General features: G+C 66.0%; 4 protein-coding genes. All 4 read right to left on the bottom strand.

Annotation, left to right across the window (positions count from 1 at the left end; all coding sequences use genetic code 11):
- On the bottom strand, window positions 1–4633 hold a 4633-nt coding region (mobF, locus tag A5789_RS19095), incomplete at its 3' end, for a MobF family relaxase (RefSeq protein ID WP_064927322.1).
- Between the two features lie 171 nt (window positions 4634–4804).
- Window positions 4805–6262: a hypothetical protein gene (locus tag A5789_RS19090; RefSeq protein WP_082940813.1), complete on the bottom strand. Its 1458-nt coding sequence runs from the start codon at window positions 6260–6262 to the stop codon at window positions 4805–4807.
- Window positions 6259–6612, bottom strand: a complete 354-nt coding sequence (locus A5789_RS19085) for a helix-turn-helix transcriptional regulator (protein ID WP_308189474.1) — start codon at window positions 6610–6612, stop codon at window positions 6259–6261. The genes A5789_RS19090 and A5789_RS19085 overlap by 4 nt, the downstream gene beginning before the upstream one ends.
- Window positions 6609–7739, bottom strand: coding sequence for a tyrosine-type recombinase/integrase (locus A5789_RS19080; protein ID WP_082940812.1), 1131 nt, complete (start codon window positions 7737–7739; stop codon window positions 6609–6611). Before A5789_RS19080 ends, A5789_RS19085 begins: the two co-directional genes overlap by 4 nt.
- Window positions 7740–8112: the final 373 nt, after the last annotated feature.

Here is an 8112-nt window from a genome sequence, read left to right as displayed (position 1 = left end):
CGTGGGTGGGTGGGGGTGGTGGGGGGTGGTGGTGGGTTTCGATGTGGGGTGCGCCGTGGGCGCGGGCGTGGTCGGTGGCAGGGATTGCGGCGAGAATGAATGCGCGGTGTTCGCGGTAGCGGTCGGCAGCCCATCGGAGCCGCGCGGCCGCGATCGGGTAGGAGCGGGTTGTCAGGGTGGTGATGACGCGTTGGAGGATGTCGCGTTCGGTGTAGTCGAGGTGTGCGGTGAGGCGGGTGAACGCATTTCGGGCATCGTCGATCCTCCCGGAGGACACGAGGTCGCCGATCGCGTGAACGATGTCGGCCGGTGAGCGACCGACGCCGTCGCCCGGGGTTGAGTCGGTGTCGCGGGGCTCGGGTGTCGGTTGTGTCATAGCGGTCGCGGTTCCATTTGTGGTGTGGAGGTTTTCGGGCTCCGGGGCTGGGTGGGTGAGTATTTCGATGCGCCAGGCCAGAGCAGTGGCGAGTTGATCGGCGCGAGGGAGGGTTGTCGCGTCCTCGGCCGCGGTGAGGAGAAGTTCGCGGGCGGTGGCGAGCAGGTCGTGTGGTGTCCAGTCGGCGGGCGCGGTGTCGATGGCAGCGACCAAGCGCGGCCAGGTTGGATCGGCGATGACGTGCTCGGCGAGGTCGTGGCCGAGGATGTCGTGCAGGTGCGATGTCCAGGCGGGGCGTAGGGGCTGTTCGGTGCGGGTGGTGAGCGCTGAGGGGTCGAGGCGTAGACGGGACCAGAGGGCGGCGGCGGGCATGTCGTCGGGCAGTGCACGGGTTGCGGCGGCGTCTGTGAGCAGGGTGTCGATGTCGAGTCCGGCCGCGGCGGCGGTGTCGAGATAGTTGGCGAGGACGGGCCACCAGGGGTCGCTGGTGATGCGGGTGTCGAGGCGTTTGACCAGTGGCTCCCAGGCATGGGTGGCGGTGTGCAGGTCCCCGAGCGCGTCGGTCACCCGGGTGGTGAGGTGTGTTTGGTGGTCGCGTTCGCGGGCGGGGAAGCGGGTGGGGCCGGTGGGTCGTAAATCGGTGTCGGGGACATGGTTGGCTGCGCGCCATACCGCCAGCTCCGCCATCAGTTCGCGGTTGCCGAGTAGGGGGCGCGCCCATACTGGTGTGCTGGTGGCGGTCCAGGCTCGGGCGTCGGTGGTGATCTGGGTGGCCAGGTCGGCGACGATGCGTTGGCGTGCGCGAAGTTGTGCGGCGATCGTGGGGTCGGTGATCTGATGGGGGAGGCCGTGGAGCCAGGGCAGGGGTCCGGTTCCGGTGGAGTGTGCTCCGCTGGTGTCGAGGCGCCAGTCCAGCACGGCGGCGGTGTCTTTCGCGGTGTCGAGTTCGCGTTCGTCGATCGCCTCATACAGCGCGGTGGCGGGGTTGTGGCCGGCAAGGGCGAGGATCGCCAGGTGCTGGCGCAGCGTGGGGTAGGCGGGTGCGTCGGTGAGTCCGGGAAGCAGTGTTTCGGCGGCGTGGTCGAGTTGGGTGAGGGCGTCGGGTCCGAGGATGTGTTCGGTGGCGACGCCGATGGCGTCGAGGTAGATGTCGACAGCGCGCCCGAGCCGGCGGTAGGGGTCGAGGGCGTCGCGCAGGGAGGTGTGGGCGCTGGCGTGGGTGGCCTCGCGCGCGAGAATGTGTTGCAGGACTTCGACGGCGGTGCGGGGGAGTATGGCGGGTTCGGTCCAGAAGGAGAGTTCGCTGCTGTCGATGGTGGTGGGGACGTAGAGGTGGTTGGCGTGGATGCCGCGGGTGATCGCGACGTAGAGCTGATTGCGTGATTCGGTGCCGGTGAGCACGGTGTGGCAGGTGTCGGCGGTAGTGCCCTGCGCGGAATCGATCGTCATCGCATACCCGAGCCGCACATGCACTCCGACGTATTCGCGCGGAAGGACCGTGGTGTTGCCGGGCTGGCCGCCGGGGCGCAGGTGGGTGACGATGAGGCTGCCGTCGGGGTGAACGGTGTCGATACGCCACCGGTAGCCGTTCCGCACCCAATCGTGCTCCCCGAGGGGGAGGCCGCGGTTGTTGCGGCGGGTGCAGACGATGTCACCCGCAGACGCGGACAATCCGTCTCCCAAAAATGTCGTTGCTGACGTGGTTTCGGGTGTGCGGGCGAGGCGGTCGGCGCGGGCGCGGTCGTTGAGATCGGTGACGATGTCGTGAGTTGGGGCGAGCATGATCGTGTCGCGTCCGGCGTGCTGGTCGGCGAACCAGGCGGCATAGGCTTTGTCGACGACGGTGGCGGCGCTGCCGGAATGGATGCGCTGATGGTCGAGGTAGAAGCCGAGCCCTGATGGATCGCCGTCGCGGAGTGCGAGGCCGGCGGTGGCTTCGGCGGTATCGGCGAAGCGCACCACGTGCGTGAGAGTGATCGCGTCGGAGGTGTGGGTGGTGTCGATTCCGGCGCCGCCGGCCTCGATGGCGGGCAGTTGTCTGTCGTCGCCGACACACCGGACGGTGGCACCGCGGGCGGTGAGGAATTCGAACAGCTGCAGCCGTTTTCGATCCGACAGCTTGATGTGTTCATCGATGATCACCAACGTCCGATCGTCGATTTGCGTCACCCATCGCGGCACCGCCGCGGAGAAATCGCGGTCCGCGATCCGTGGATCCTGCCCGTTGGATGGTCGGTGCTGGTTGAGGATATGTAGTAGTCGGTCGACGGTTTCGACGCGGGCCCGGGTAGCTTCGGCGAGGATGGCGGCGGGTGCGGCCTCGGGGGCCAGGCCCAGCACGGCACCGCCGGAGGCGCGCCAGGCGTCGACGAGAACGCGCATCGCGGTGGTTTTTCCGGTGCCGGCGGGTGCGGAGGCGACCGCGATTCGGGCGAGGGAGGTGGCGAAGTGGGTGACCATGGCTGTCTGGCCGGCGTTGAGTTTCTTGCCTTGATGCGCGGGATCGGTGTTGTAGTCATCGATGGCGGCGGTCACGAAACGCTCGTCGATCGTGCGTCCACCGGGCTGCACCGACAGCTCTGCGAGGCGGGATTCGATGTCGAGTTGGTGGGCGGAGGTGTAGGTCTGGGTGCCGGAGCGGGTGTAGACGCTGGCGCCGTCGCGGCGCCGGAACGGCTCAGGAGCCGTGGCGAGATCGGGTTCGGCAGCGATGTCCGGGTCCCCGCGCGCGAGGGAATTCCGGGGTGAGAGGGCTTCGGCGACAACAGCGTCGGCGACGGCCGCCCAGCTGTCGCGGTCGGTGAGCGCTCGGATGCGGCGTTCGGTTTCGGCGCGGATGTGGTGGTGCTGCCACACCGCCCGCTGGGCCGACACCACCTCCACAACGTGGCGGGCGATATCAGCGATGCGCTGCTCATCGACCACCGGCGAGGGTGGCGTGGCCCGGTTGATGCTGGTGGCGACGACTCGGTCGAGGAGGTTGTGGCTCCCGAGCACGGTGGCGGCTTCGGTGCGCCAGTCGCGGCGTTGCTCGGCCCACGACCGCGACGAGTGTTTGCCGGGCCGGGTCTGTAAGGTCGCGACCTGCGCGAGATTCCACATCTCGGTCGGGGTGGGCTCGCGCCCGAGTTGCTGGTGGAACTCGACAGTCAACTCGCCCAGCCGTGTCCGGATGGCAGCGTCGCGACGCGACCAGTACCGGATCAATACCGCGGGGATGCCGACGATTTCGCGGATGGGGCGCTTGTTCGGGTTGGTGCCGGGACGTTCGGCGAATTCGACACCGAGGTCGGCGCGCAGGTGGTGTTCGAGTCGGGTGTTGTAGATCTCGCTGACGGTCACGTTCAGCCGGTAGATCACCGCCGCGTCCAGGGTGCGCCACCGCCCATCGGCACCGCGCACGCGGTTGGCGATCAGGACGTGGGTGTGCAAATCCGGGTCCCCGCATCGCGATTCGCGGTGAACGAACCGGGCCGCGATGATGCCGTCGACATCGAGTTGCCGCACCCCGTTGCGGCCCGCGCGGGTGAAGATCCCGTGGGATTGTAGCCAGCCGAGTGCGTCGTCGACGGCGGCATCGTGGGCGCTGGCGACGCGTTCGGAGACCTCGATAGGGGCGATGGCCCATAGCGCGGACACGCTCTTGACCGGAGAGAACGTGATGTCGAAACCGGCGACCGCCGCTGATTTCGGGCGCGAAATCTTGGCGACGAACCCGGACAACTCACGATCATCCAACGGCGCCCGATCGTAATGTTCGGTGAACATTTCCGTCGCCACCTCGGTGCGAATCCGCGCGCGAACCGCGTCGGGAATCGCCGCACGGGCGTCGACTCCGGCGGCAATATTGTGCTCGGCGAACGCCTCGCCGCAGCGTTTCCGGAACTCGTTTCCACCGGAATAGGTCCGATACGGGTTGCCCAACCGTGTCGCTCGCTCCGCGATTTCCTTCGCGGTTTCGAGGCTGATTCCCTTCGCAGCCTCGGAGGCGATGACGCGTGCGGCGATGCCTTCTGCATCAGGATGGCGGCCCTGCCCGAACAGCGCGCGCATCTGTGCCTCGGTGACTTCGCCGCCGGGTGAGAGGTTCAGGGCGGTAAGTCCATTGCCCCACCACCGGCCTGGTTGTTCCCCGTGGGCGGAGTAGTAGTCCGACAGGGTTCCGGGGCCGCGGTCGGTGGAATCGGCGGCGGCGACCTGGCGAAGGTAGTAGCGGTAGCTGTCGCCCGCGAGAATTTTGTGGAGCGTCGCGGTCACCAATCCATCACATGCCCAATGCATTCAAAATTTCCAGGGCTGGAAGGGAGGTAGTTTGTATCAAATCGCGTCATTTCCCCACGATGTAAGGAAATTCTTATGTTGGTGGAGTGGGTGTATAGGTTCTCGGACTTTTCGCTTCGATGCTGATAGTTCAGCTGGTTCGTGTTGTCAGAGTTGGTTGTTGTATCGCATGGCGGTGTATTGGCTCCAGGTTCGGGCGGATAGTGCTGCCCATCGTGTGGCGGTGATGGGCGCGATTCCGAGGAGTTCGGCGAGCACGGGGGTGGGCATGTCGGCTGCGAGGTGGAACAGCGCGGCGTGTCTGGCGTGGTGTGGGCGGATGCCGTGGGCGACGAGCTCGGCGCGGATGTTCTCGGTGACCAGTGCTTTTCCGGGGAGGCGGCGGGGGAAGAGCCAGATTCCGTGGTTGGCGTAGGAAGCGGGCCCGGTGTCGGTGAGGTGGTCGCGCAGGAGTTGATCGAGCGGTTCGGGCATCTCGATGGCGACGGTGTCGAAGGTGGTGGTGACGGTGCCGTCGGCCTGGAGGGCGATCTGGTCGTGGCGCATGCGGCAGATGCGTGAGAGGGGTTGGGCGAACAGCAGCATGAACAATCCGGCGATGCGGGTGTAGCGGCGGATCGTGTGGTCGTGGAGGAGGGTTTCGACGTAGGCCCAGCGTTGGTCGTCGGAAAGCCGGACCTGCAGATCTGGTCGGTGCGGTGGTGGAATGCGCAGGTTGTCGGTGAGGTGGGTGTTGTTGGTCCATTCGATGAATCGGGCCAGGGTGCTTCCGCGGCCGGGGTATTCGGCGAGGTAGGCGTCGAGAAGGTCTTGGGTCATGTCGGCCAAGTCGATCTCGTATTCGTCGAGCCAGATCAGCAACCGGATCGCTGTGATGATGGTGGCGCGGGCGTGCTGGACAGAGCCGCGGGTCACCTTGCCCTGGGCTTCGAGATGACGGAGTCGGCGCAACAGATGCCATTGGGCGAATCGGTGGATGAGGTCGGCGTGGTGTTTGGGGAGAAGCTGAAGGATCTCGTTGAGCCAGTGGGTGGTTCGTGCGATCAGTGGCTGGTAGGGCTCGAGGACGCCGGTAGCGGTGAGCAGGTCGCGGATGTAGTTGACGGCCCGGGTGCTGGGCAGGTTGTCGAATGTTGCGTGGGAGATGGGGAGTTCCCCGATCGCCATGGCGCGCAGGATTTCCGGGCTGCTGGAGGGCTTGTTGAACCACTGCACTGTGGAGCGTGGGTCCTTGGCGGTCATCCATGCGTCGAAGACGGGCTGCAGTTGTGGATGGATGTGGCCGGAAAGGTCGGCCAGCAGTTCGGCGGCCCTGTCGTGGAGGGTGCAGGCTGCGCAGAGGCGGCCGTAGTGCTTGTCTTCACTGCCGCAGCGAGGACAGGCGTAGATGGGGACGTTGCCGGTGCAGCTCGCGCATGCCGGTCGATTCTGGTTGTCGTGGAATGCCAGCACTTTCGGCTGCGCGCAGTGCGGGCAGCGGCGGGGAGCGCGGCGGAACCGCAGTTCGCAGGCTGGGCAGACGGGCTGGTCCAGGATGGTTCGTTTGCAGCGTTCGACCTGGCCGCAGTGTCCGCATTCGGTCGTCGGTAGTGGTGTGCGCTTCATCGTTGGTTGGGATCGTGTGGCCGGCGGACCACGGCTCGGATTGGGCGGAGGTCGCCGATTCCGAGGCCTTCCAGACCGTGTCCGTCGGTGCCGGTGCGGGTCTGCTCGGCGTGGACGAGGACGGGTTCGAGCAGGTCGTTGGGTTGGCAGGCCAGGATGTCGCAGAGCGCGGCGAGCAGGTCGGTGTTGATGCGCTGTGGTGGCGTGGTGACCAGTTTGTGGACGTATTGGCGGCTCAGGTTCACTCCGCGCTCGGCCAGTAGCGGGACGAGTTCGCTGGTCTGGAAGATGCCGCGGGTCGCCATCACCTGGCGCAGATGCCAATTCATCACCATGCGTCGACTGCTCACCGGAGCTCCTGAGGTGTGGTTGGGGCGGGTGCGGGGGCGTAGACGCGTTGCAGCGCTGTTCGCAGGGTTTGCTTTTTGAAGTCGTTGGAGACCGAGGCGTAGATCGCGGTGGTGGATGCGAAGTGATGGCCGACCTGTTCCTGGACGAACCGTTCCGGATAGCCGAACTCGATCAGGTGGGTGACGTAGGAGTGGCGCAGGCAGTGCAGTGTCAGTTCCGGCGCCAGTCCGGCCTCGGCGCGGATGCGGGAGAACCGCTTCTCCAGGAAGGAGCCGTCGACGCGGGTGAGGCGTTCGGTGATCCAGAGTGCCGGGTGATTGGTGGCGTTGAGGATCGGGCGGGCCTGCTCGACCCATTGCCGCATCCCGGTGACTACCCAATCGAATTCGGGAACGGTCAATACGGTTCGCCGGCGTGGTGTGCTGCCGCGGGTGGCCTTGCCGTAGCGCACGTGCACGGATCCGTAGGTGCCCCATTGCGGCATATGCGGATTCGGGTGCAGGTCAACCAGCTCCAATCGGCAGAGCTCGGTGCGGCGTAGCCCGTATGCGTAGCAGGTTTTGATCATCTGGGCATCCCGCAGGGCGGCCAAGGCGCCCTTGCGGCCGGAGGTCGCGATGCGCTCGACGCGCTCGTCGAGAGTGTCGAACAGCCACTGCAATTCGTCGTAGGACAACGGTCGCCGGCCGGGTCGTCCTTCGTAGTCGACGAGGTGAGCGACGGTGTTCCACTCGTGACAGATCTGCTCGGGCACCTGCCCGAACCGGTCGCGGCATTGCCGCATCCACTCATAGCGCGGGTCGGTCAGGTAGTCGCAGAACATGCGCAGGACCAGGTGATAGCCGCGGATCGTGGACGGCGCTAGGCGCCCACCGGAGTCGCTGGTCAGCGACACGGTGAAGTCCTCGACGTCGGCAGCCGTCCACGACCACGGGTAAGAGTCGCTGAATTCGGCGAACCGGCGCAGCAGCGATATGCGCGGCTCGATCGTCGATATCGACAACATCCGCGACTTCTGTTGGTTCGCCCAGCCCTTCAACATCGCGTCGAACACCGCCGCCGGCTCGTCGAGATGGCGCACGCCCTCAACGAGAACCAGCCCCGCGGAACCAGGGATCTCGGCCAACTCCGCTCCAGATTCGTCAACGGAAAAGCGACTTTGTCGCCTCACCGTAGCCGCGGGTTCGGAGCGTGCATCGACACAGAGGTCGGCCGGGTGCGCCACAGTCGGCCAGCGCGAAAAGTCCACCAGCGCAGTTGGATAACTGTCGGGTTACCGTCCATAGTCCGACTTGGCTTCCGCGATGCATGAGGTCTGCGAGTGGTGAGTGAATGTGGGGGTGAGGGTTATGGGGGAATGGGGGTTATGTGTGTGAGTGGAATATGTGGTGAGGATGTGTGGGTGAGTGAGTGTGTGTGGGGTGAACCGCCCCGGTGAGTCCGGAGACTTATCGGTATGACAGCCCGGCGGGTTGCTGGGCTGGTTGTTGAGAGTAGTA

Source organism: Nocardia sp. 852002-51101_SCH5132738 (assembly GCF_001665695.1).
Classification (GTDB): Bacteria; Actinomycetota; Actinomycetes; order Mycobacteriales; family Mycobacteriaceae; genus Nocardia; species Nocardia nova.
This window is presented reverse-complemented; position numbering and strand designations above follow the sequence as displayed.

Bases quoted from the DNA above. Each gene is read 5' to 3' on its own strand.
- A5789_RS19090 (WP_082940813.1), bottom strand. From the start codon at position 6,262: ATGAAGCGCACACCACTACCGACGACCGAATGCGGACACTGCGGCCAG.